Consider the following 23,511-nt stretch of genomic DNA (forward strand, 5'->3'; position numbering starts at 1 on the left):
GAAGGCGTGTTCAGCGCAGAGACAGGTTAGCTGGATTTCGGCACACACTCTGCGCCTTTGCTTTTGTAGGAGCTGCCGCAGGCTGCGATCTTTTGATTTTCCAAGGTCAAAAGATCGCAGCCTGCGGCAGCTCCTACAGAGGATGGTGGTGATAATAAAAAAGGCGACTCCTTCGCAGGAGTCGCCTTCATTTTGACTGCCGCTAAAACTTAAACTTACTCGGACAGTTTGTACGCAATCACATAGTCACCCATTTTGGTGCCCAGTGAGCCGTGGCCACCGACGACCAACAGCACGTACTGCTTGCCGTCCTTGCCGGTGTAGGTCATCGGCGTAGCCTGACCGCCAGCCGGCAGGCGCGATTTCCAAAGCTCCTTGCCGGTATTGACGTCATAGGCGCGCAGGTATTGGTCCAGCGTGCCGCTGAGGAAGCCGACGCCGCCAGCGGTGACCATCGAACCGCCCATGCTTGGCACGCCGAGTGTCAGGCCGATAGGCAATGGCGAGCTGTCGCGGCTGGTGCCGTTCTTGCGTTTCCACACGACTTTGCCTGTGGTCAGGTCGATGCCGGCTACATAGCCCCAGGCCGGCGCCTGGCACGGTACGCCGAACGGCGACATGAACGGGTGCATGATCACCGCGTAAGGTGCGCCGGTGTTCGGTTGCACGCCTGCTGTTTCGCTTTCGCGCTTGCTGTCGGCTGCGACTTCGGCGCGAGGCACCATTTTCGAGACGAAGGCCATGTAGTTCGGGCTGGTGAACAGCATCTGGCGAACCGGGTCGACTGAAACGCCGCCCCAGTTGAAGACGCCGACGTTACCCGGATAGATCAGGCTGCCCTGTTCCGACGGCGGGGTGTACTGGCCTTCGTAGCGCAATTCCTTGAACTGGATGCGGCATAGCATCTGGTCGAACGGGCTGGCGCCCCACATGGCTCTTTCGGTCAGTTCCGGGGCCAGCAGGTTCAGGTCCGAACGGGCCTGGGTCGGTGCGGTGTGATCGCCTTTCACGGCGCCTTGCGGAGCCGGGATTTCCTTGATCGGGATGATCGGCGTGCCGTCACGACGGTCGAGTACGTACAGGCTGCCCTGCTTGGTCGGTTGGATCACCGCCGGCTTCATGCCGTCGGCGGTCTTCATGTCCAGCAGGGTTGGCTGGCTGCCGACGTCCATGTCCCACAGGTCATGGTGAGTGAACTGGTAGTTCCAGCGCACCTTGCCGGTGGCCAGGTCCAGCGCGACCAGGCCGGCACTGAACTTCTCGGCGCCCGGGGTGCGGTCTGCGCCCCACTGGTCAGGGGTCTGGTTGCCCAGTGGCAGGTAGACCATGCCGAGTTTTTCGTCGACGCTGGCCAGCGACCACATGTTGGCCGAGTTGCGGCTGTAGTGTTCGCCCTCTGGCAGTGGTTCGGTGGCGTCTGGATTGTTGCTGTCCCAGTTCCAAACCAGATGACCGTCGTGTACGTCAAAGGCACGGATAACGCCGGAGGGCTCGTTGGTCGACTCGTTGTCGGTGACGTGGCCGCCCATGATCACCAGGTCACGGGTGATCGCTGCCGGCGAGGTGGCGTAGTAGCCACCGGGGGTGAACGGCCCGATGCCCTGGGTCAGGTCAACCACGCCGTTTTTACCGAAACCTTCGCAGACCTTGCCGGTGTCGGCGTTGAGCGCGATCAGGCGTGCATCGGCAGTTGGCAGGTACAGGCGACGCGGGCAGGCCTGGGCGACGGCTTTGCCGGCTTCAGAGATGACGGCGGAGGCAGCGTTTTCAGACTGGGCGTAGGCCGCTTCGTCGTAGTACGACACGCCCCGGCAGGTCATGTGGGCGAAGCCCTTGAAGCCCACCGGGCTCTTGATCTGCGGGTCGAAACGCCACAGTTCCTTGCCGGTGTCCGGGTCCAGCGCCAGCACCTTGCTGTGGGCGGTGCAGGCATAGAGCATGCCGTTGGCCTTGAGCGGGGTGTTTTCGTTGGTCAGTTCCACCGGGTCATCGGCGGTGGGCAGATCGCCGGTCTGGATACGCCAGGCTTCCTGCAGCTTGCCGACGTTGGCCGGGGTGATCTGCTTGAGCGGCGAGTAGCGGTCGCCGAATTCGCTGCGGCCATAGGCCTGCCAGTCGCCTTCGGGCATCTGCGGCGCGGTGCTGGTCATGTCTGCGGTGTCGCGACCCAGTTCGCCCAAGGTCTCGCCCGGGTGGGTGAACTGGCTGGCCACGGCGGTGGCACCGGCCAGGACCACGGCCACGCTCAAGGCGCCAGTGCCCATAGGGGCAGGGCCGTTGATCAGCAATGGACGACGGAACCACGGCAGCAGCATCACCACGCCGAGGGCAAACCACAGCGCGAGGCGCGGCACCAGTTGCCACCAGTCGAGGCCAACTTCCCACAGCGCCCACACAGTACTGGCGAACAGCACCAGTGCGTACAGGCCCAGCGCGGCGCGGCGGGCGGCGATCAGCAACACGCCGCTCAGCGCAATGCCAATGCCGGCCAGCAGGTAGTACAGCGAGCCGCCGAGCATGCTCAGCTTGATCCCCCCGGCCAGCATGGCCAGGCCCATTAGCAGAAGCAGTATGCCGAGCAGGGTCGGCAACAGACGGCTTCGACCCAAGGCACCATCAGTGCTCATAGTGTGATTCTCCGTGATGTTTCATAGAGTCCCGCGCAAGTTCACTGTAGATGACGATCTTGTGCGGGCATGGTTCAGATAAAAGCTGTTGGGTTCACGCAATCCCTTGTGGGAGCGGGCTTGCTCGCGAAAGCGGTGGTTCAGGCAGCACAAATGTTGGCTGTAATGACGCCTTCGCGAGCAAGCCCGCTCCCACAGGGTTTTATGGTGTTGCTCAGAACGACGACTGGACCTTGATCCCGCCGATCAGCGCGTCGTCGACCTCGTTCACGCCGCCGGGATGGCGGATGTATTGCAGGTTCGGGCGCACGGTCAGCCAGTTGGTCACGTGCACGCCGTAATAGAGTTCGGCGCTGTATTCGGTGTCCTGGGGTGGCAGGTAGGACGGATTGTCGTAGTCGAAGACGGCGTGGGCCTGGTTGGTCGCCTCGGCGTTCTTGCGATAGGCCGGGTTGACGTGGACGCGGGCCATGGCAAAACCGATGTCGTCCCTGGACCGGGCATCGAACAGACCTTTGTAGACGAGACCGGCCTGGACGTAGTTGTCGATGGCATTGGTCTTCTTGTCGTGCATCGTGCCGTTGGCGAACAGGCTCAGGCCGCGGGAATGATCGCTGGCCAGGCTGGTGACTTGCTGCTGGAGGCCCAGCCACATGCCGTGCTTGCTCGAAGCGCTGCGGTAGGCTTCGCCACTCAGGGCGGCAGGCTGGCCGTTGCTGTCCTTGTAGACGTCGGTGGCGTTGGCGCTGCTGTAGTAGTAACCGGCGCGGTATTCACCCGGCAGGCCATTGAGTTTCGGCGTCCACACCAGTTCCACCGGCAGGACTGCGCCCTGGGTGCCGCTGCCGCTGAGCTTGAAGCCGTTATTGCGATCGAGGTTCGACGGGTTCTGCTCGTACGCGCCGACCTGTGCATAAAGCTCTGGCGTGAGGTGATATTTGACCCGCATCGCCCACTGGCTGACTGGCCAGTTGTACCAGATGTCGCCCGCCCAGTTGCCGACCTGGGAGCCGCAGAACGCCAGGTTCTGGAAGTCGCAAGGGAAGCTGTTGAAGTCTTCGCCTTCGCCGAAACGGCCGACCTTGATGTCGAGTTTTTCGTCGAAGAACTTCTGCTGATACCACATCTGCGTCAGGCGCCAGGTCTGGCCGCGGCCCCAGACTTCCTGGGCCGAGGTGAAGCCGCCGACACGCGGGTCATTGATGCGGTCGTTGCTGATGTTGTTGCCGCTGCGTTCGGTGATGGTCAACTGGAACTCGGCGTCGTCCCAGCCGAGGATTTTCTGCAAGTCCAGATGGGTGCCCAGGCCGAACTGGTCGCTGTAGCGGGCCGTGCGGTCGTGATCGTAGCCGCCGTGCAGATTGCTGCCCATTTCACCGGTGTAGTCGACTTTGAAGTCGTAGCCTTTTTCCGCAAGTTCGCTGCGAGTGCCGTTCCAGTCGCCGAGCATCCACGGCGAATCGCTATCGAAGGCCGGAGCCGAGTGAGCGCAAGTGGCAAAGCCCAAAGCGGTGAGTCCGCCTATCAGGTTGAAGGTTTTTCGACAGGCAACAGGTTTGAAGACAGCGCTGTCTTTCGAAAGCTGGAAATCAGGCATAGAGAAGAAATTCTTGATCTTTTTCTGGGGATTAAACGGAAGAAATGGCTAGCAGAAGCGTTTCAGCTAAAGCGGGCGCAAGGATAATGATCTGTTACAAATAGAGAAAGGGCTTTTACTGACATGCAGCCTTTCGGATTTGGTAACAGTGACAAAAGATCGCATGCCTTTGTAGGAGCTGCCGAAGGCTGCGATCTTTTCCGTTTCACCTACATTTAACGTAAGGTGCGCGACTTCCAATTCCCACTCTGCTTGAAGGCCCGGCATGACCGAACACAACATCGACCCGCTGCACGGCGTGACGCTGGAGCAAATCCTCAACGCCCTGGTTGAACACTACGAATGGTCGGGGCTGGCCGAACGCATCGATATCCGCTGCTTCAAGAGCGACCCGAGCATCAAGTCGAGCCTGACGTTCCTGCGTAAAACCCCGTGGGCCCGGGAGAAGGTCGAACGCCTGTATGTGAAGTTGATGCGCACCAAACGACCGCTCTGAACATGGTCAGTCCGTGCGCGTTGCGCCGCCGTTATGTGGTCGTGGCTGCCATGCTCGGCTGGGCGGGATTGAGTATCCAGATGTACCTGATTTTCTATTCGCGCTGGACGCTGGGGGCCAGTCTGATCGGTGGGCTGATGAGTTTTTTCAGCTATTTCACCGTGCTGAGCAACACCCTGGTGGCGACGGTGCTGACCTGTGAACTGACGTCCCGCGAGTCCGCCGCGCGACGCTGGTTTTTACAGCCCTGGGTCAGTAGTGGCATTGCTGTGAGCATCACGGTCGTCGGCCTGGCGTACAGCGTGTTGCTTCGCCATCTATGGCATCCCGAGGGCTGGCAATGGCTGGCCGATGAGTTGATGCATGACGTCATGCCGCTGCTGTTCCTGGGGTATTGGTGGTTCTGTGTACCGAAAGGCTCATTGCGCGGGGGGCATATCGCGTTGTGGGTGATTTATCCGCTGGTGTACTTCGCTTACTCGTTGCTGCGCGGGCATGTGCTGGCGACTTATCCGTACCCGTTCATTGATGTGGACAAACTGGGTTATCCACAGGTGTTCATCAATGCCGGGGGATTGTTACTGGGGTTTGTGGTGATTGCGTTGGGGGTGGTGGGGCTGGATCGGTGGCGTGCTCGAATGTAGGCACTTTTGTGGCGAGGGAGCTTGCTCCCGCTGCACTGCGCAGCAGTGCTAAAACCTGCAACCGGGTTGTGCCTGGATAACTTCGGTTGCTGATTTTGCGACTGCTTCGCAGCCGAGCGGGAGCAAGCTCCCTCGCCACAGGTACGGTGGTCACTCCTCGTCGCTGCCATCCAGCCGCCAGTAACCCACCGCTTTGACGAACTGCTCATCCAGCCCATGCTCATCGAGCAACACCCGACGAATCTGCCGCGACACCTTGCTCTCGGTCGCCACCCAGGCGTACAGGCTGCCGGCCGGCACCTGGATCTGGCGCACGGTGGTCAACAGATTGTCCTTGCCACCTTCGCGCAGCACCCAGATCACGTTGACCTCGGCAGCGCTTTCCAGTACTTGCTGCTCCTTGCCGTTCTCCACCTCGACGATCACCAGCGCACGGCGGTTGGCCGCCAGGCCTTCGAGCCGCCGGGCGATGGCGGGCAGGGCGGTTTCGTCGCCGATCAGCAAGTAGCTGTCGAACATGTCCGGCACGATCATCGAACCCCGCGGCCCGCCGATGTGCAGGAACTGCCCCGGTTTGGCCTGTTCGGCCCAGGTCGAGGCCGGGCCGTCGCCGTGCAGCACGAAGTCGATGTCCAGTTCCAGAGTGTTCAGGTCATAGCGGCGCGGCGTGTAGTCGCGCATCTCGGGCAGCGGACCGTTGTCCTTGCCGGCGCCCAGCACCAGGGTTTCCAGGGCCGCAGCCTGTTCGGCGTTCTGCGGGAACAACAGTTTGACGTGGTCGTCGGTACCCAGGCTGACGAAGCCTGCCAGCTCCGGCCCGCCCAGGGTAATCCGGCGCATGCGCGGGGTCAGGTCGACCACGCGCAACACCTCCAGGCGACGGCGTTTGATTTCGTGCATGACGCGGTGAATGGTTTGCGCGATCACTTCAGTCATTCGGCTTTCTCCTGAACGGGTTGAACGGCAGGGCCGTCGACGATGGCTTTGGCGGTGTCGTTGAGCAGGGCCGCGACGCGCTGGATTTCTTCCGGGCTCCAGCGGCCGTGATGCAGTTGCAGGGCATGGCGCAGGTTGTGCACCGCCTCGTGGATTTCGGCCGGGCGATCATGGCCGCGCAACGAACGCTTGCTGACATCGATGCGCACCCGCACACCTTCAAGGGCGACGGCTTGCTCGGTCAGGGACTGGCGTCCGGCGTCGGTCACGCTGTAGCGTTTTTTCCCGCCTTCGGCGTCGCCGGTAATCAATTCGCTTTCTTCAAGAAACGTCAGGGTCGGGTAGATCACGCCGGGGCTGGGACTGTAGGCGCCGTCGAACATGCCTTCGATCTGGCGGATCAGGTCGTAGCCGTGGCACGGCTGTTCGGCGATCAACGCCAGCAACAGCAGTTTCAGGTCGCCGGGGGCAAATACCCGCGGGCCACGCCCACCGCGTTCGCGGCCAGGGCGTTTCTCGAAGCCGTCGCGGCCGTCGCCGTGTTCGCGATGGGGGGAATGATGGTCTCTCATTTTTTGCGTTCTCTCTCGTCGTGTTTAGATACAACTTAAGATATATCTTAAGTGGTCCGCAAGCCCCCCCGACCAACGGCTGATCACCACGCCAGGCGAAACCGCCGCTGAAAATGGCGCTTTCGCGGCGCCGAAAAAGGCTTTTAGAACGGGCGAACAAGTTGAAATTAGTGTTAACTCTCTAAATTGACGATTCACGCCTTAATACATTGGTTGTGTAATATCCCTCCTACAGAAGTTACTGTGTCGTTGTCGACCTTAATTGCCTGTGTATTGGCTTTATGTAGTCTGAATCTGACAGCCGAACAGTGACTTTATTAATATTCAAGTATTTTTCATGCCATGGTCGTGGCCCTTTGGCTACGCGCTTTGAGGAACTTGCCTGCTTACTTTCCAGATTGTTTGATCGATCATCTTTCGGCGTTGAGAGTTGCGCTGGAACATCACTGCTCGTGACTGTTTTGCTTCAGCGAAACTTTCAATACTTAGATCCTTTTTTTAAACGACAGGTACTGAAAGATGTTCAAGAAAATCGCGTTCGCTGCTCCTCTGGCTGTTCTGGCTCTGAGTTCCTCGATGGCGTTTGCCGCCACCGAAGCCAAACACTCCATCAGCATTGTGGCCCATGTTCCATCCGACGATTTCTACGCGGTGCCGGTTGATTCGGACCTGGTCAACAAAGACCAGGACATGAGCTACAACCCGGGCACTGACTCCATGAAGACCGTCGACGGGCACTTTGATGTGCTGCACACCGCCGGCAAAGTGAACGCCCGCCTGGAAGGCGTGCCGAAACTGATCGCCGGGAACAAGACCATCGACCTGAAAGTCGAGCTCAACGGTAAAACCCTGACGACCACTTCACAGGAAGTTGTTGGCGAAGCTGAATCCAACGTCCGCTATCGCGCACCGTTCAAGATCAGTGCGCTGGGCGGTAAACCAGATGCGGGTGACTACACCGGTGTCGTCATGCTGGTCGTTGAACCTTCCGTATAAGTAACAACTGCAACGGTAAGCGTTTACTTGCTCAAAGTAACGTAACCGGTCGGCAAACTATAAAGTTTGTCGACCGGGCTTTGACTTCCTTGTAATCAGAGTATTTGTTCATGTTCCCGATGACGCCCATCGCGGCAACGCTTGCGTTGCTGTTATGTAGCAGCGCATTTGCGGCGCCGACTTCCGTTGATAATACGCCTCGAAGTTTACTGGCCCAGGCCAAGGGTCTGCCGGCCGATTTCGAGGAACATTTCTTCGATGTGCCATTAGCCGTGCGGGTCGAGCTTGATCAACAACCCCTCGGCGAGGCGATGATCGTGTTGTCCCGGGATGATCGGGTCACCTTGCTCGATTTCACCGACACCAGCGACAGCCGTTTCAGCGCCAGCGAACGCGACACCTGGGCCAGCATTCTGAAACCCGGCGTGGCTTTGGGCACCTGCAGCGGCCAATGCCCCGAGCAGATGTTGGCGGTGCACTACAACCTGGAAAACTCATTGCTGTCGATCGTCACTGAAAATGCCGAGCGCGACACTGAGGCCAAACGTTTCTACGACCAGCCCGAAGGCGGCAGCAGCGGCCTGATGGTGCGCAACCAACTCAACCTCAACGGCGGCCAGGATCAGAACCTCGGCGGGCGTTATGGCCTGGAGGCCAGCGGCAGCCTGGGCAACTGGAGCCAGACCTTCAACATGCAACTGGCGCGTCTGGGCGGGCCGGATGACAAGACCTATCACGCCGTACACGAGCTCTACACCCAGCGCGAACTGCAAGGCAGCTTTTTCCGCCTGGGCTATTTCACCCCCAATTCCGAAGGCTTGACCCGTCAGCCCCGTTCGTTCGGCACCAGCCCCGACACCGCCGTGGGCGTGATGTACGGCAGTTCCGACAGCCTGGCGATCGACAGCCCCAAACCCAGCGTTTATCCGATCTATGTCACCGCCAATCGACAGGCGTCGGTGGAGATTTATCGCGATGGTCTGCTGCTCAACACCCAAGCGGTGCCCGCCGGTTTGCAAACCCTCGATACCCGTCCGTTACCCGGCGGTATCTACGATGTGGAAGTGCGCTTGATAGAAGACGGCCAGGTCACCTCGACCACTCAGGAGCTGATCTACAAACCGACCAACTGGCGCAACATTGAGGAGCGCTGGCGCTACAACCTGTTCGCCGGCCAGGAAAGCAAACTGCTGAGCAACTGGGATCAACAGGACAGTGGCGATGCGACGGCAGGTGCCGCGATCAACTACCTGCTGCATCCACGGATAATCCTCGGGCTGTCGGCACGTCAGGTGCGTAACACGCTGCAGTACGGCAGCTCCATCGACTGGAGCCTGGCCAACAGCGTCAGCCTCTATGCCAATCTGTACCAGACCGAAGACCACGGCACCGGCGCCGATCTGCAAGCGCTCTACAACTATGGTTCCGGCAGTCTGGTGGTGAGCCACAACCGCAGCTGGCTCGACACCACCAACACCTTCGACACGCTGCCCGACGGCACCCGCGTGCGCCAACGCAATGTGTTCACCGGCGAGACCAGCAATTCATCGCTGGCGCTGAACCACCGCATCAGCCGCAAGAGTTCGCTCAACGCGCGGGTCTCCCACAGTGAGGGCAACGTCGAAGGCGTCGGCGTCGACCTCGGCTGGACGCAACGCACGATGCTGCTGGGCAGCGACGCCAACTGGCGGTTGTCACTGTTCGATCGTCCCGGCAGCTACAGCAGCGGCGACGCGCGCAATCGCGGGGTCGACCTGAGCATCAGCGTGGCACTCGGCGGGCCGGGGCAGCAGGTTTCCGGCAGCATCGGCAGCCGCACCGCCCGTGATGGCAGCCGCGACACCAACGCCTCGCTCGGTTATCGCAAAGACCTGCAAGACCACATTCTGCAGAGCGTCTCGGTGACTGCGCTGACCGACACCTACGGCGTCGGCCTGTCGAGCCTGGCGAACTTTCGCACCGACGCGATCAACGGCGATGGTTTTATCCAGCGCTCGTCGTTCAACGACAACTTCACCGGCGGCCTGAACCTGGACAGCACCGTGGTCGTCGGTGGCCAGCGCATGGCCCTGACCAGTCAGCATCAAGGACGAGGGGCCGGGATGATCGTCGATGTCGAGTCTGATATCGACGGCATCGCGTTACGCGCCGACGACCTCAGCGGCGGCAGCGCGGCATTGCGTCCGGGGCGCAATTTCATACCGCTGACGGCCTACAGGAACAGCTCGGTGAGCTTCGATTTCGAAGGCAATCACGCGCCAGCGGCCAGCATCGAGCCGGCACGCACCCGCTATCACCTGAACAAGGGCGGCGTGGAGTACCGCAAGGTCTACGTGATGAAAACCCTGACCGTGCTCGGACGTCTTGTCGACCCACAAGGCCGGCCGCTCAAGGGCCACCACGTGATCAATCACGCCAGTCGAGGGGTGAGTGAAGTCGATGGCTTCTTCTCGATGGAAATGCACGCCGGTTCACCGACCCTCGAAGTGCGTTACGCCGACCAGTTGCTGTGCCAGTTCCGGCTCGATACCGATAAGCACCGCAGTGAAAACAACGTGTTGATGATCGGCGATCTGCGCTGCTCGCCGGACACCTTGGCGGATGCGTCATTGACTCGCCAGGAGGCCAGTTGAATGGTTAATTTCAAGACGTGTATGCCGCAGTGGCTGTGCTTGCTGGCGCTGTTTGTGGCGCCTGCGGCCGAGGCGGTCAATCAGGAGATCAGGGCGTTGTTCCGGCCTGACCCGGCAAACCCGCAACGTAATACGTTCATCAACAAAACTCCGGTCAGTGGTTACTGCGCGGACTATCCCGATCAGTGCGAACAGAACGCGACCTTCAGCATCCGCCTGCCCATACGGTTCGATTCCGTAAGGGCCATGCAACCCCATGACTCGCAGCGCAACAGTTCGATGTTCACCGTGCCGGCGCAATGGCGTGCATTGACGGTTACGAATGCCGAAACCGGTGAGGCGGAACAGGTCGAGATGCGCATTGCCGGATTTGGATCGCGGTACGTGCTCAACGACAAGGTCACCAACCTTACAGGTGCACCCAATACGCTTGAAGGGCACCGGGCCTTGTGGGGCGGCCCGTACGGCAGCTGGGTGTACCCCCCGTCGCCGTGCCAGTACAGCGGCGTCGGTTGGTACACCGATGATTTTTACCAGTTTTTCTGGAAAACCCCGATTCAGGGTACCTGCGTAAAAACCGCCAGTTTCAAGATTCCGGCCATGTACTACGAGTACCTGGATTTCGCCTATGAACTGCGTACGCCCAATCCGCTTGGTATGTCTTCAGGGCTCTACACCGGCGACCTGACTTATCGCATCGGGCCGGGCGGTGACTTTGACATGGGCGACGTGATGGTGCCCAACGATTCCGATCTGACGCTGAGTTTTGTCCTTGATGTTCAGCACACGCTCAAGGTCGATATCCCTCCAGGTGGTAACAAAATCCGATTGGAGCCGCAAGGCGGATGGCAAAGCTGGCTGCAAGCCGGACGCCGGCCGGTGCGACTGTTCCGTGACCAGACTTTCAATATATCGGCCTCGACGCGATTCAAGCTCCTGTTGGACTGCGGGCCAGGATTGGATGGCGGATGCGCACTGGAGAATAGTGCGGAGAACCGTCGAGTCCGCTTACACATCAGCGTCAGCCTGCCTAACGGCCTGACCGACCTCTCCGGCCAACCCGTGAGACGCCTGCGACTGCTGCGCGGTGCGGTGGAGCCGCCGCAGTTCACGCCCGGCTTCTATGTGGACCGGGCACCGGGAACCCTGCATTTCGAGGTCCCGCAATCGGAAATGGAATCCATGCTGAGACCCGGTGTTGCCGGCACCTATACCGGCATTGTCATTGTGATCTGGGATTCGGAAATCTGATGGCCAACGCATCGATCAGTCGTACCGGCAGTGTGTTCAATGACCAAGGATCAAATGTTATGAAGCGTGTATTTCTATTGATGGGTTTGAGTGTTTTTCCCCTGGGGCTTCAAGCCGGCCCGCAAATCAACATCGGAACGGTGTACGACTATTTGGATGGAGACAAAAGCACCTACCTCAAGCGCGTGTTCAACAGCGGCGACAGCACGGCCTTCGTCAAGGTCAACATTCTGGAAATCGTCTACGACGCCGATGGCAACGCCACTGAAGTACCGGTCAAAAGCGACCCTGGCGCGACCTCACGCGACGGACTGATGGCCAGCCCTGCACGCCTGATCGTTCCAGCCAACGGCATGCAGGGCACGCGGCTGTTGTTCATGGGCGAGCGCGACACCGAGCGTTATTTCCGCGTGCGCTTCATCCCGGTGGTGCCGGAAAAGGAAGACGAATTCGCGGTGTCCAGCGACGAGCGCGAGGACTACAAAAAGAATCTCTCGGCCGGCGTCAACGTCATGACCGGGTTCGGCACGGTGTTCTTCGTCAGGCCGAACAACAGCCGGTACGACAGCCAGATCGACAACGGCGCCAGCACTTATCGCATTCGCAATAACGGCAACACATCGGTGGTCGTCGACGAATTCCGCAACTGCTCGATCAAGCAGGAAAACGAATGCGAGCCCACCACCAAACACCACATACGCGCGGGCAAAGAATTCGCATTCGACAAGAAGCCGGGACGTGAATACCGCTTCAACCTGGTCGAGGGCGCATCGAAAAAGGCCTTGCGCATTGCCAGCCAGTAACCACCGGCACGTGGCCGCCGTTGCCCGCCGCTTTTTTTGACGTAACAGGTACCTGAAATGATCAAGCTATCGGCCATCGCCCTGTGGACAGGCGCCGCGGCACTGATGAGTTCCCCGGTATTCGCCGCCCGAGAAGAGCACCGATTCGAGGTGTCGGTGGATATCCCGACCTTGGGTTTCTACGTGATACCGGCCGAGTCGGACTGGATTCATCGCGAGCAAGTTCTGCCGTGGAACATCCACACCCGGTCGCTGGAGGGGATGCGCAAGAACTTCGACGTCAAGCACGACACCAGCGCCATCCACGCGCGGCTCGAGAGCGAGCCCTACCTGTCCAACGGCCGCGATGAGCAGAACATTTACTTGCTCGTCAGCTTCAACGGCAAGACGTTGAGCCACGACCCGCAACCCCTTGAAGTGCTTTCTCGCGAGCAGGCTGTCGCGGGCGGGCGCTTTGCCCTGCAGATCCAGCCGCAGGTGCCCGCCGGCGGGTACAAGCCGGGTCGCTACTACGGCAATGTGAATCTGGTCTTCAGTGCGGCGGCGCCTTGAAGTCGGGTTTGCTCCAAAACGAACAGCATGACTGGAGTCGGGGAAAGATGAAGATTGCTCATTGGTTGTCGAGCGCTTGGGTGCTGGGGATGATCGCGGCGCCGGTGCAGGCCGAGCAGGTGGATATCACCGCATTGTTCAAGCCGGATTCGGCGCGCCCGCATATGAACAAGTTCCTCAATACCACGCCGCTCAGTGGTTATTGCGCCAAATACCCAGGGCAATGCGAAGAACACCAGACCTTCAGTTTGCAGGTGCCGATTCAGTTTGATTCACGCGCCCCCATTCGCGCCAACCATGCCTCGCCTCGAGAGGGGGCGATGTTGAAAGTACCGGCGCAATGGCGAGAGCTGACGGTCGCGCACGAAACCACTGGCGAACCGGAAACGGTACGGGTTCGGATCGTGGGTATCGGCTCCGAGTACGTGACTGAGGATGTCATGCAATTGGTGGGGGGCGCCGAAGACTACCGGGTCGCGCACAATCTTTTATGGGGAACGAGCTGGGTGTATAGCCCGGCGCCCTGTGTTTACAGTGGTGTGGGTTGGTTTAACTCGATCGCCTACAGATTTTTCTGGAAAACACCGGTACCAGAGGTGTGCGCAAAACAGGCCAAGTTCGATATTCCCTGGCTGCGCCTGGACTACCTCGACTTTGCCTATGAACTGGAAACCCCAAATCCTTTGGGTATGTCCTCGGGGCATTACCTCGGCGCACTGACTTACACGGTCGGCCCGAACGGCGACTTCGATTTTGGTGACGTCATGCTGCCGAGCAGTTCAACGCTGACCATGAACTTCAACCTCGACGTTCAACACACGCTCAAGGTCGATATTCCGCCGGGTGGCAACAAGGTCCACCTGGTGCCGGTCGGTGGCTGGCCGAGCTGGCTGCAGGCAGGCCGCCGGCCAGTGAGCCTGTTCCGCGACCAGACCTTCAATATCTCGGCCTCATCGCGCTTCAAGATGCATATTGAATGTCAGTTCGGCGGCTTTCCCTACGAATGCATGTTGAATGATCCTGTCTCCAGGCGATCGGTCGAGCTTCAGGTCAGCGTCAGTCTGCCCAATGGCCTGACGGACCTGTCCGGGCAACCGGTCAGGCGTCAGCGCCTGCGAACCGGGCAAGCCCAATCGCAACAGTTTCAACCTGGTTTCTATGTCGATCGGGCACCCGGGACTCTGCATTTCGAAATTGCACAAAGCCAGATGGAATTCATGCTGCAGCCGGGCGTGGCCAGCCGCTATTCCGGCAATGTCACCGTGATCTGGGATTCGGATATCTGACGTGGTTGCGGCAAACCTGACCGCAACGAATGCTGTCAGGTTTGCCTCAGGATGCAACGGCTATTACAACCCGGCCCTGCTCAACGCCGCGCGCGTAAAACGCCTGGACAGTTCTTTTTCGCCGTCCCCCAGATCGACGAGGAACCGGTCGAAGTTCGCGTCGCTTATCGGTTCATCGGCAAAGACAACCGTCTCGGCGACCGGCAGGTCATTGGCCAGATCTTTAAGCCTGTTGCGCAGCGCCGCTCGTTCCACGTCCGTCAATTGCGTGGATTCGACCCATTCGCGCTGGGTGGATCGCAGGGTCTCCAGCAACTCGTATTTGTTCAGATACTCCCGTTTGTTCGCCTCGATCTGAATCGGGTAAGTTTCACCCAGATAAGTTTTCCAGAATGCCTGCTCAAGCATCTTGTTCACCAGACCGTCACCTTCGCTCAACGCCAGAACTGTGTTGTAGGCCTGATCGATCATGGCGTCGGTGACACCGGACACTGGCCTGAACAGCATGCCTTCGGATTGCCAGGGCAGCTGCAGGCGATCAGCCAGACCGGTCTGATAAGCCAGATAGACCTCGACATCATCCGGGTTGCCGCCACGACTGGCGACATCGGCGCGGGCGATCTCGTTGACGTGCTCCAGCCGCGCAGCGCCTTGGGCCAGGGTGACCAGTTTGCGTTCCAGCTCCGCGGAGTCCGTGGAGTAGGAGTAAGCCTCGGATGCGAGTACCTGTATGCCCATGTTATTGAACAACTGCGCCCCGGCATCGGCGCAATCGACCGGGGCGATTGCCATGGTGTAGAGCCTTTCCCGCAGTGCGCTGTCGATGTAGACGGCATCGAACATGCGCGCCACGCGCTGCACCAGTTGCCTGCGGGGTTCACCGCCGACGAGATAATCGGCAGAGTTTTTCGTTTCGTGCACCACGGTCAGGAATCGATGGGCCTGTGGGTCGTCGGTCAGTTCAAGCCAGTGAGCCGTCCGGTCCACTCCCCAGCCGGGCACATCGGTCCAGTTGTTCGGGTCGGTGGCCTGGATGACCACGTTTATCGGACTGGTGGAGGCCACGAGGGGCTCCGGCGGCAAATTCACTGAGCGCCGGATTTCCTGGTACCGCAGCTGGTTCAGCTCCGACAGACTGGCGACATCCAGCCGGGTACGCGCGATCACCCAGGCTTTTGCCGAGCCGGGGACGACTTCGGGGATCAGGTCGACCGGATTTTCCCGCAGGTCCAGCAAGAAGCCGCGCGGTCTGGTCTTCGCCAGCGTGCCCTCGGGCCATGTGGTCAGCCCGGTTTTTTTCAGGCCCACGACTTTCAGCCTCGGCATGCGGCTGATGTCTGGCGGCAACCCTAGCGGATTATCGTCGAGCCTGAGAATTTCCAGATAGGTCAGGTCCTTGAGTTGTTTGACGGCGCCCGCATCCAGCACGATCGCGTTATCGCTCAGTTGCAGGCGTTCCAGTCGGTGCAGGGAACCGATGCTGTGTGGAAGACTGGTCAGGTCGCAACGTCTGGCGCTGAGTTCGCGAAGGTTCGGGAAGGCTTTGAGCAAGCCGTTCGCCTCGCTGGAAAACCGCGTATTGCCGAGTTTCAGGACGGTGATCTTGTCGAGGAACTTTTGCAGCTCCGGGGGGCGTTTTGACCACCAGGTTTCCAGGTTCAGGGGCAGCATCTCGGTGGAGAGGTCCAGCGAGTAGCTGTCCGGATCGGCACGGCGCCCGATATCGCTGTACTTACGCTTGAAGCTGTTGAGCAGGCTCTCGGCGATATGTTGGCCGCCTTCATCACGAAAAGCCGTGCTGCCCGGTCCCCAGGTGGGTTCCTGCTGATATTCCCAACGATTGAGGATCACGCGCAGTTCATCGAGTTCGTTTTCCCGCTGCTCGATGGCTTGCATCGGCTCGCCTTTGGCAATCAGGGCATTGGCGAAGGCGTCGACTTCGCGGTCGCTGAAATCCTCGTGCAGGTCAAGGATTCGCTCGTGCAGGGTTTCACCGGCCCTGCTGGTGAATGGGCCCCGCACCAGCAGCAGTGTCTGATGCTCGGGCACGGCGCGGATGGGCGGTGCGGCGAGTATCGTTCGACGTTCGCCGAGAGGCTCGATCTTGACCATGACCCACTGCCTGAGGCGTTCGGCGTCCCCCGGCTTGAAGCCCAGCGCGTTTTGCCCATTGTGCTGGGTCGCCTGCAGCAAGGCTTCGAAAAAGTCCTGCGCTGCATGGATTGGCTGATTCGACCCGTCACGCACCTCATATTTTCCCGCGTCATCATGAATCAGCACCCGGACCCGCGCAGCGCTCTCAGGCCCGGCGCTGCAGCGCAGTTCACCGTCGAATGTGCCTTCCCTGATCTCGATGCGCAGCTCACCGAAGGTGTCGCTGTTGATGCGCAAGGTGCCCAGCACCAGGCGTTCCGTGTCGATGTTGATCAACGCGTTATCGTACAGACCGTGGGCGGCGCGCACCGATTGCGTCTCGAATTGCAGTTCCCGCGCCAGGCCTTTCAGGCGCAGCGGCAGGCGCTTTTTCTGCTCGATCTGTTGGCGTTCCGCGGCGCTGGCGTTGGCGAGAATGCCTTGCGCCACCGTGTCGGGCAGGTCGGGGAATTCGCTGAACAGTGCAACGCTGTCGGCGGGTAGCGGGGTGCTGGCAGGCACGGGGGAGCCCAGGCGTTGCAGGGTATCGGTCAGCAATGGCGGAGGTGCCGAGTTGTCCATGTGCATCCGCCGCAGTGCGGCTTCATGGGTGCCGCTGATCTGGCGAATCTGTTCCAGTTGTTCATCGTTGAAACCGTCGACGCTGTGACCAAGTCGCCGCATCAATGTCGAGCCTTCCCACTCGCGCGGGTTTTCCGTTTCGCAGACCCAGGCCCCGTGACCATTGTGGCGCAGGGTCGGTGCGTAGGCATCGAAACGCTGCGGATGGCGGATGCGCTGTTGTCCGGTGACCGGATCGTCCAGCACTTCGAAGTGTTGATCGTTCAGGCGCAGGATGCGCCGGCCCTGATGCTGGTGAAGACCCTGTCCATCAGGCCGGGCCTCCGTGGGTAGATCCACGTCGGTTCGTTGATAGGGGCTGAGGTCAGGGTTCCACAGGCGGGTCTCACCGTTCGCCAACTGCACCGGTTTCAAGCTTTCGAAAAACGGCGAGAGTTTCGCCCTTGCGACGTTGCCGATCGCACCTCCTGCGGCGAACGCACCCAGTTGCACCACGCTTTGCAGCACGCCGATGGCTTGTTCGCCAGCCTCGGCGACGCGGCCTTCGGCCAGATCGACGAGGCCCTCGACCACCTCATCGGTCAGTTGATACGCGGTGTAGGCCAGCATCAGTTCACCCAGGCCGGGCACCAGTGGCGTCACCACCAGCAACGCGGCATTGAGAATGCCCGAGAGCATTTTCTCCAGGTTGTCCCACCAGGCCCAGCGGGCCATGCGGTCGGCGTACTCGGTGGAAATCGCGATGTCCCATGCGTCGTTGAGTACCTTGTTGATTTTTTGTCGGTGGAAGTAGCCCCACAGGTCGCCGTTGAAAACAGTGTCCCGATCGTTCCTGACGCTCGACAGCTGAAATTGCAGGTTGGGGTTATCCACCGGCGTTTCCCGCCAGCTCGGCAAGTTGGAGCCGGCCGGGGCCGGTTGCCATTTGACCTTGCTCAGTCGGTCGTTCAGCCCGGCAAAGAAATGCCCGCGCTGCTGATGGGGCACGAACCGGCTGAAGAATTGTTGGTAGCTGCGAGGGGCGCTGGTATCGCGCAGCTGGCGTGTCAGTTCGGCCATGAAGTCGAGCAACGACGGGTACTGCTTGAGCGGGTGCTGCGGGTCATGGGGAACATAGGCGATCACGGGCACGGGATCGGTCGCGGTGTTGGCATCAGGGGTGATCAGCACGATGCCGGTCAGGTGAATGTCCATCATCGACAGGTTGTAGCAGTCGACGGAGCGGCCGCTCCAGCGCAGGTTCTTGCGGTCATCGAGCAGTCCCTGCACCAGGTCAAAGGCATCCTGCCCGATGTCTTTTTTCATCAGCGCCATGTTCGCCGCGATGTTGAGCGCGGTCTTGTGGCTGAGGCTGACTTTGTGGCGCAGGACGTTGCTGGCCACCCGGTTATGCGGCAGCAGGAAATCTCTCAGGTGTTGTTGGTAACGGCTGCCGATATCCAGTTCGCGGCACAGCGACTTGAACTGCTCGATACTCAGCTTGTGCTTGAGCTTTACCACGCTGAAATGCCCGCGGGCGTCGGGGCGGGTGATGAATTCTGAGTCCTGGGTGAACACCTCCTTATTGGAAAAATTGTGCAGGGCGGCATCCAGCAGCGAGACGGTACGGCTGGTGGTTGCGCCGGTAAAGTTATGACCCCATGACTGTGCTGGTGCATACAGCCGCAACCAGGTCTCTTCGACGTCATCTTCAACGCCGAAACGTTCGTTCAGTGCCTGTTGCAACAAGGGTTTGGCGAAGGCGTAGACATCCTGCAGTTTGCTGAACACCCGATCGACATCGTTTTGCGCGTTCCAGCCGAGCTTGATGCTCTGTTTTAACCGCTCCTGTAACACTTTTGTGGCATCAGCCTGCCAGTCGGGAATGCTTACCCGGTCAGCTTTCAGTGCGTTGATACGGGTGAGTGAAGCCTCTGATAGCCAGGAGGGGATGGCCTTCCTGACCAGGTCGAAGTGGATGCTTTGATCCGGGTCTGAAATTCGATGTGGGTGGGGCATTGCCTGATCGTCCGTTGATCATGGATGGAGCGATCAGACTAGGCAGGCGACAACCGCAAAAAAAGCGCAAAAACCGGTTCGGAACGACGTCGATTGCGCCCCGAACCCGGTAAAAATCAGGAGTGAAAAATACATAGTTACAGCCACGCGGGCGTATCTGCCGATCCATGCCTAGCGGCGGGCGGTTGCCTCGGTTGTCGCCTTTGGCTGGCACATCGTGTGGGTGCCCGGTTGCAGGTACGGCGTCAGGATCGGCGCCATGCCCTTGAGCACCTGCACCGGCAACGCCGAGGTGAAGGTGAAGTTCTCCGCCGAGCGGCCCGGCACGAACGCCGTCAGCGTGCCGAAATGGTTATCGCCGATGTAGAACACGAACGTGGCCGTGCGGTTGAGTGATTTGGAACTCAGGATCCGTCCGCCCGAACCGATGGCCTCGATGCGGTTGTCACCGGTGCCGGTCTTGCCGCCCATGGCCAGCGGGGTTCCATCCGGCAGTTTGAAACTGCCAGCCACGCGTTTGGCCGTACCGGCATCCACCACTTGCGAAAGGGCTTCGCGCATGGCCGTGGCGACTTCGGACGGCATCACCCGTTTGCCGACGTCGGGGTCATTGATCAGTTGGGTTTCATAGGGTGTGTGCGCGGCGAAATGCAGGCTGTCGATACGCAGGGTCGGCATGCGCACGCCATCGTTGAGGATGGTGCCGATCAGTTCGGCCAGGGCTGCCGGGCGGTCACCGGAGCTGCCGATGGCGGTGGCCAGCGACGGCACCAGGTGGTCGAACGGATAACCGACTTTCTGCCAGCGCTGGTGAATGTCGAGGAATGCCTCGATCTCCAGCATGGTGCGGATGCGACTGTCACGGGCTCCCTTGTGCCGGCTTTTGAACAGCCAGCTGTAGACCTCCTGGCGCTCGAACTGGCTGGCTTTGACGACGTCGGCCCACTTGGCGTCGGGGTGATTGAGCAGGTAGCCCATCATCCACAGGTCCAGCGGGTGAACCTTGGCGATGAAGCCCTGGTCCGGCAAGTCGTAAATGCCGGGACCGTAGGCTTCGTAGAGCCGCACGAGACGTTCGTCAGTGAGTTTTTCCGTGAGCTTGGCACCCGTCAGGTGCGAGCGCACGAAGGCGTTGAAGCTTTCCTGGCTGGCCTGTGGCAGCAGGTAGCGATGGACGGCGGCCATGCGGATCGGTGTCGGGCGCATGCTGTCCAGGAAGGTTTCGAGCCGTTCCTGGGTGTCCTTGTTCCTGTACTTCTTCCAGAACTTGAGCAGGAACGACGTGCCCTCGCGGTCGGCGAATTCGGCCAGGTATTCCTGGCGCCGCGGGTCGCGGTCGTCCTTGAGCAGTTCGGCACTGCTGTTCGGGCCGGAGTAGGTGGTGTAGCGCACCAGGTCCCGCATCAGACGAATGAACGGCAGGTTGATCGACTCGCGAAGGGCGTCGCGCAGGGTCGGTATCCGGCCGTTGTCTTCCTTGCGGAAGTTGTGGAACACATGCAGGCCGCCCCCGGTGAAAAACGCCTCGCCAGGGCTGGCGGAGTATTTGCGGTCCAGGGCTGCACCGAGCATTTTTTGCAGGTCGCGGTCCTTGTTTTCGACCAGGTAATCAACCGCCCAACGACTCAGGCGGTCCTGATCCGGCACCTCGACTTTCTTCAGTTCCGGAACGGCCATGCCGGCGTATTTGTCGTGCAGTTCGGCGATGATTTGCAGGTAGGTGGTCAGCACGCGCATTTTCGCGGTGGAACCCAGTTCCAGTTTGCTGCCTTCATTGATGTCGAAGGGCTGGTCGGTGCTGTCGGTCTGCACCCGAACCCGCGAGCCGTCCGGGGTCAGTTCGAACAGGGTGAAGCTGTAGCGCACCTGGGTGGTGCTGGTGGTGGTCAGCAGGCGTTCGCCGATCAGGCCGATTTGCGTGGCAAATGCAGGGTCGGCGAGTTTTTTCAGGTACTCGGTGGCCTCGGATTGCAATTCGCCTTGCAGGGTGCTGGTGGCGGAGAGGTCGAGGCGGTCGAGGTCATACAACGGGCGGTTGAGCATGCCGGCCAGACGACTGCGCGCCACGCTGATACCCTTGTTGGTTTCGATCGGTTGCATGGTCGGCTGGGTGGCCCAGTCGCGGTAGGTCACTTTGCTGGCCAGGGCGGCGGCGGCGAAATCGGCGTCGATCACATGGTTTTGCGCCAGCAGGCGAATATGGCTGTCGGTGAGGTCAGCCAGTTCATCATGGCCCTTGGTCAGGTAATGCGACGGACGGCGCTGAGCAATCATCAACGACAGCATTTCACGCAAGGCCAGGCCTTTTTCCGCCATGGTCTCTGGATCCGTTGCCGGGCTGTTCAGTACCTTGTTGGCGCCATCGAAATCGGAGCCGTACCACACACGCAAACCCTCAGCCATGCCATGCACTTCACCGTGGCCCGGTACGGCTGACAACGGCACGCTGTTGAGGTAGTCGCGCACCACGTTCTGCCGCGCTTCCAGGGTTTGTGGCCCGGCCTGATAGGCGCGTACGGTGGCAGAAATCATCTGGCGAATTTTTTCCGCGCCATTGACCGTCAAGCCATCGGGGGAATGCCGGTACTTCTCCAGTTGCGTGGCCAGGGTACTGCCACCGGCGGATTGGCCGGGTACGTGCAACATCTTGGCCAACTGGGACCATGCCGCCATGCCGAACCGCGGCCAGTCCACCGCCGGGTTGGCGAGCGGCTGCCTGGGGTCGAGCAGGAAGCGGTTCTCGATGAACAGCAGGCTGTTGACCACCACCGGCGGGATCGAGGCAAAGGTTGAGTAAAGCTGCTGCGGGTAGTTGTACTGGTACAGCGGCGCTGCGCGGCAATCGGTGATCGACAACCCGGCCTGGATTTTCTCGGCATAAGGCACGAACAGGCCCTTGTCGGTGTACTTCAACAGCTCCGGAGAAAAGCGGGTTTGCGCCTCAACGACAAAGTTGCGCTTGATCAGGCGCGGCAGGAACTCATCCAGCGAGCTGTAGCCCAGGCGCCGATCGAACGGGCCGTCGCCCGGATAGCGAATCGCATCGCTGGGGCCGGGTTTGAGCTCATAGTTCAGTGACGCGGCGTATTTGCTGACTTCCCGGGCCTGGAACTTCGAGGTGCGCATCTCCCTCATGGCGGCCAGCCCCACGACAATCGCGATAATCAACAGCAATAGCCAGAACGCTCCCCATCCGTGCCTGGAGCGACGGGGTTTTTCAGGTATAGGCGCTTCATCCACACTCTCAGTCGGAACCACGGTTTTACTCGAATCGGTTTGCCACAAAGCGCCCATAGTCGATTGATCCATTCACGCAGATTGATCGGACTTGACTCAAGCTTAGACGGTGGTTGGCGAGGGTGAAAAAAATGTGAAGGGCAAAATGTCGGGTTATTGCCGTTTCCTGTGGCGAGGGAGCTTGCTCCCGCTGGGCTGCGAAGCGGCCCCCAGACTGATAAATGCGATTCGTCCGGTTGATCTGGTTCTCTGGTTTTACGACTGCTACGCAGTCGAGCGGGACGGTGCGGCGATCCGACAAGCTCCCTCGCCACAAAGAGGAGCAAACATTGGGAGCTTTATTCAGAGCCAGCACGCATCCCAGAGCGGGTAGTCGCCAATTTTATCCACAAGCCCAGCCCTGAGTGGATTGGCAACAATGTAGCGGGCGAACGGCAGAAGATCTTCTCCATCGCGAATGGCCCGGTCGTGGTAGCCGGTTTGCCAGAAGGCTCCGCTTTCGTTCAATGCCCGGTTGATGGTGAGGGTGCTCCGGGATTTGATGGCTTGCATGAGTCGCGCCAGCGTTTGCTGCTCAAGCTGGATTAACCAGTGGAAGTGGTCCGGCATGATGACCCAAGCCATTGAATCGACCCATTTTTGATCATGGGCTCGCCTTAGCTCTTCAACCAAAAGGCGTCCAACCCGCCAGTTTGCGAATATTCGGCGGCGCTGATGCACGACTGCGGTTATCAGATAGCCCCGTCCTGGTTCTGAGTACCGTCCGTAACGCAGTCGGTGAGAGTTTGGATGTGGGTGCATTCCGTTGCGTCCTTTAACTGCTGTCTAAGTACGCTAGCTCCTCGCTTTCCTGCTTGAGCCTGTATTGGCTGAGTGAAATTTCCCAACTCATTGAAGGATTCGGATCCAGGTAGCGCTGGTGTGGCGAGGGAGCTTGCTCCCGCAGGGCTGCGAAGCGGCCCCAAACCCTGCAACTACAGATACAGGTTTTGCGCCTGCTGCGCAGTCGAGCGGGAGCAAGCTCCCTCGCCACAGTAGATAGCTGTCTGAAACACCTGAGTTAGAGCTTTCCAGGCTTTTGCAGGGGCATGACGATGCACCATTGTTGTGCAATACTCGGCGCCGCTTTTCCCACTGATCTTGCGGGTTTTTCCTACAGGACGGCGTT

At 60.0% G+C, this 23,511-nt stretch carries 15 protein-coding genes; 8 read left to right on the forward strand and 7 right to left on the reverse strand.

Annotation, left to right across the window (positions count from 1 at the left end; all coding sequences use genetic code 11):
* Positions 1–215: 215 nt before the first annotated feature.
* The gene (locus ACEN83_RS04695; RefSeq protein WP_495579620.1) at positions 216–2,627 is read right to left on the reverse strand and encodes a glucose/quinate/shikimate family membrane-bound PQQ-dependent dehydrogenase; all 2,412 of its coding nucleotides are present in this window, start codon (positions 2,625–2,627) and stop codon (positions 216–218) included.
* Positions 2,628–2,841: 214 nt separating this feature from the next.
* Complete coding sequence (locus tag ACEN83_RS04700; RefSeq protein WP_495579621.1) at positions 2,842–4,224, reverse strand: carbohydrate porin; 1,383 nt, start codon at positions 4,222–4,224, stop codon at positions 2,842–2,844.
* A 265-nt stretch (positions 4,225–4,489) separates the two neighbouring features.
* Between ACEN83_RS04700 and ACEN83_RS04705 the strand changes: the two genes are divergently transcribed.
* Positions 4,490–4,720, forward strand: a complete 231-nt coding sequence (locus ACEN83_RS04705) for a VF530 family protein (protein WP_007975135.1) — start codon at positions 4,490–4,492, stop codon at positions 4,718–4,720.
* 2 nt (positions 4,721–4,722) lie between these two features.
* On the forward strand, positions 4,723–5,364 hold the full coding sequence (locus ACEN83_RS04710; RefSeq protein WP_495579622.1) for a Pr6Pr family membrane protein: 642 nt from the start codon (positions 4,723–4,725) through the stop codon (positions 5,362–5,364).
* A 150-nt stretch (positions 5,365–5,514) separates the two neighbouring features.
* Here ACEN83_RS04710 and ACEN83_RS04715 read toward each other — a convergent pair whose 3' ends face one another.
* A complete protein-coding gene (locus ACEN83_RS04715; protein ID WP_495579623.1) occupies positions 5,515–6,300 on the reverse strand; it encodes a siderophore-interacting protein in 786 nt (261 codons plus the stop codon).
* Positions 6,297–6,872: a PadR family transcriptional regulator gene (locus tag ACEN83_RS04720; protein ID WP_015093673.1), complete on the reverse strand. Its 576-nt coding sequence runs from the start codon at positions 6,870–6,872 to the stop codon at positions 6,297–6,299. The genes ACEN83_RS04715 and ACEN83_RS04720 overlap by 4 nt, the downstream gene beginning before the upstream one ends.
* A gap of 519 nt (positions 6,873–7,391) precedes the next feature.
* On the opposite strand from ACEN83_RS04720, the gene ACEN83_RS04725 reads away from it, so the two are divergent.
* From ACEN83_RS04725 to ACEN83_RS04750, 6 genes are all read left to right on the forward strand, one after another.
* A complete protein-coding gene (locus ACEN83_RS04725) occupies positions 7,392–7,868 on the forward strand; it encodes a CS1 type fimbrial major subunit (protein ID WP_102699083.1) in 477 nt (158 codons plus the stop codon).
* A 110-nt stretch (positions 7,869–7,978) separates the two neighbouring features.
* On the forward strand, positions 7,979–10,501 hold the full coding sequence (locus tag ACEN83_RS04730) for a CS1-pili formation C-terminal domain-containing protein (protein WP_495579624.1): 2,523 nt from the start codon (positions 7,979–7,981) through the stop codon (positions 10,499–10,501).
* Positions 10,502–11,752: a hypothetical protein gene (locus tag ACEN83_RS04735; protein ID WP_495579625.1), complete on the forward strand. Its 1,251-nt coding sequence runs from the start codon at positions 10,502–10,504 to the stop codon at positions 11,750–11,752.
* Positions 11,753–11,811: 59 nt separating this feature from the next.
* Complete coding sequence (locus ACEN83_RS04740) at positions 11,812–12,555, forward strand: molecular chaperone (protein WP_495579626.1); 744 nt, start codon at positions 11,812–11,814, stop codon at positions 12,553–12,555.
* A gap of 57 nt (positions 12,556–12,612) precedes the next feature.
* The gene (locus tag ACEN83_RS04745; protein WP_495579627.1) at positions 12,613–13,107 is read left to right on the forward strand and encodes a CS1 type fimbrial major subunit; all 495 of its coding nucleotides are present in this window, start codon (positions 12,613–12,615) and stop codon (positions 13,105–13,107) included.
* A gap of 47 nt (positions 13,108–13,154) precedes the next feature.
* On the forward strand, positions 13,155–14,393 hold the full coding sequence (locus tag ACEN83_RS04750) for a hypothetical protein (protein ID WP_495580846.1): 1,239 nt from the start codon (positions 13,155–13,157) through the stop codon (positions 14,391–14,393).
* A gap of 63 nt (positions 14,394–14,456) precedes the next feature.
* On the opposite strand, the gene ACEN83_RS04755 is transcribed toward ACEN83_RS04750, so the two are convergent.
* The 3 genes from ACEN83_RS04755 to ACEN83_RS04765 form a co-directional block, all read right to left on the reverse strand.
* Complete coding sequence (locus tag ACEN83_RS04755; RefSeq protein ID WP_495579628.1) at positions 14,457–19,106, reverse strand: dermonecrotic toxin domain-containing protein; 4,650 nt, start codon at positions 19,104–19,106, stop codon at positions 14,457–14,459.
* A gap of 171 nt (positions 19,107–19,277) precedes the next feature.
* Positions 19,278–22,400: a transglycosylase domain-containing protein gene (locus tag ACEN83_RS04760; protein WP_495579629.1), complete on the reverse strand. Its 3,123-nt coding sequence runs from the start codon at positions 22,398–22,400 to the stop codon at positions 19,278–19,280.
* 285 nt (positions 22,401–22,685) lie between these two features.
* Positions 22,686–23,144, reverse strand: a complete 459-nt coding sequence (locus ACEN83_RS04765) for an REP-associated tyrosine transposase (protein WP_495579630.1) — start codon at positions 23,142–23,144, stop codon at positions 22,686–22,688.
* Between the last annotated feature and the right edge of the window lie 367 nt (positions 23,145–23,511).

The organism is Pseudomonas sp. Pseusp49, assembly GCF_059491875.1.